The following is a 1,544-nucleotide window of genomic DNA, read 5'->3' as shown; positions in this document are numbered from 1 at the left end:
AAGCCCTCGACCTTCGCTTCTCCAATGGCGAGCATCGCACTTATGAGCGCATGAAGCCTAGTGGTCGCGATGCCGGAATGGTTGTACCGGTAACCGAGCAGGGCGATTTACTGTTGGTACGTGAATACGCTGCTGGTACAGAGCGTTACGAACTGGGTTTTCCTAAAGGTCTTATCGATCCCGGTGAAACGCCACATCAGGCCGCTGACCGCGAACTAAAAGAAGAAATTGGTTTTGGTTGTAAGGAACTCACCCCGTTAAAACAAGTGATCCTTGCTCCTTCTTATTTTTCGAGCAAGATGACGCTGTTTCTAGGTCAATCGCTGTACCCTGAAAAGCAAGAAGGTGACGAACCAGAGCCGTTAGAAATTGTGCGCTGGCCACTCGCACAAGCAGAAGAGCTATTAACGCATTTGGACTTCTGTGAAGCACGAAGCATCACGGCGTTAATGTTGGCACTGAAACACTTACCAACCACCACTCACAACAACAATCAATAATGGTGTAAACCGAAAATATTGTGAGTAAGGACTATCACCTATGCCAATGACAAAAGATCTATCTCACCTGCTTCCTCAAGTTATCGAAATTGCCCGCAGTGCGGGACAAATGATTCTCGATATCTACGAGAAAAAGCAATATGAAGCGTATACCAAAAGTGATGAAACACCGGTCACAAGCGCCGATATTGCCGCGCACAAACTCATCACTGAACGTTTAAGTGAACTGACACCAGACATCCCCGTGTTGTCTGAAGAAGCCGCCGACATCAGCTTAGAGCAGCGCGCACAATGGCAGCGTTATTGGTTGGTCGACCCATTAGATGGCACACAAGAATTCATCGCACGCAGTGGCGACTTTGCGACCATCATTGCATTAATTGACAACAACAAGCCAGCGATGGGCGTGGTGTATAGGCCTGTTTCTGGCGTCACGTATTACGCATACAGCGGCAAAGGTGCGTGGAAAATCCCAGACATGTCTGAAAGCGTGAAAATCCACACGCACAAACATGAACAAGCAGGACAAAACATTGCCATTGCTATCAGCCGTCGCCAAGACATTAATCGTATCACCAGCCGCATGAGCAGCGCTTGGAACTACGACTTAATTCCTCTCGGTTCTGCAGCACTAAAAGCGTGTTTGGTGGCGGAAGGAGCGGTCGATTGCTATTTACGTTTGGGCCCTACTGGCGAATGGGATACAGCAGCAACGCAATGCATCGTGGAAGAAGCCGGCGGACGCATTCTCAGCACTCACCTCGAACCTGTGTCTTACAACGAACGGGAAACGCTAGAGAACCCGAACTTTATCGTGCTGGGCGATACGAATTTGCCTTGGGATGACATCCTGCAACGCAAAGATTAAGTACTTATACTTGCGTAACTCAACTTGTATCATTAGGCCGTGAATTCCGTTCACGGCCTTTTCTTTTTCCCGCATGAGCAGCTTTAACAGTATTTGACCTACCATATACCTAAAGCTAATTAAACTGCACAAAACCACACAATTCCATTAAAATACAAACACTTAAACAATATGCT

The 1,544-nt window shown here is 47.5% G+C and carries 2 protein-coding genes; both read left to right on the top strand.

Annotation, left to right across the window (positions count from 1 at the left end; all coding sequences use genetic code 11):
- The coding region (nudE, locus tag R7P72_RS24145) for an ADP compounds hydrolase NudE (RefSeq protein WP_318110848.1) at positions 1-500 on the top strand (500 nt) is incomplete at its 5' end.
- Between the two features lie 40 nt (positions 501-540).
- The gene (cysQ, locus tag R7P72_RS24140) at positions 541-1,368 is read left to right on the top strand and encodes a 3'(2'),5'-bisphosphate nucleotidase CysQ (protein ID WP_318110847.1); all 828 of its coding nucleotides are present in this window, start codon (positions 541-543) and stop codon (positions 1,366-1,368) included.
- Positions 1,369-1,544 lie beyond the last annotated feature (176 nt).

The organism is Vibrio sp. Vb0888, from assembly GCF_033338835.1.
GTDB classification, from domain to species: Bacteria; Pseudomonadota; Gammaproteobacteria; order Enterobacterales; family Vibrionaceae; genus Vibrio; species Vibrio alginolyticus.
Note: the sequence above shows the minus strand (reverse complement) of the source record. Positions and strands in the feature narration are given on the sequence as shown.

What these genes read in the sequence shown, in the direction of transcription:
- cysQ (WP_318110847.1), top strand. Translation starts at nt 541, where the DNA reads ATGCCAATGACAAAAGATCTATCTCACCTGCTTCCTCAAGTTATCGAA.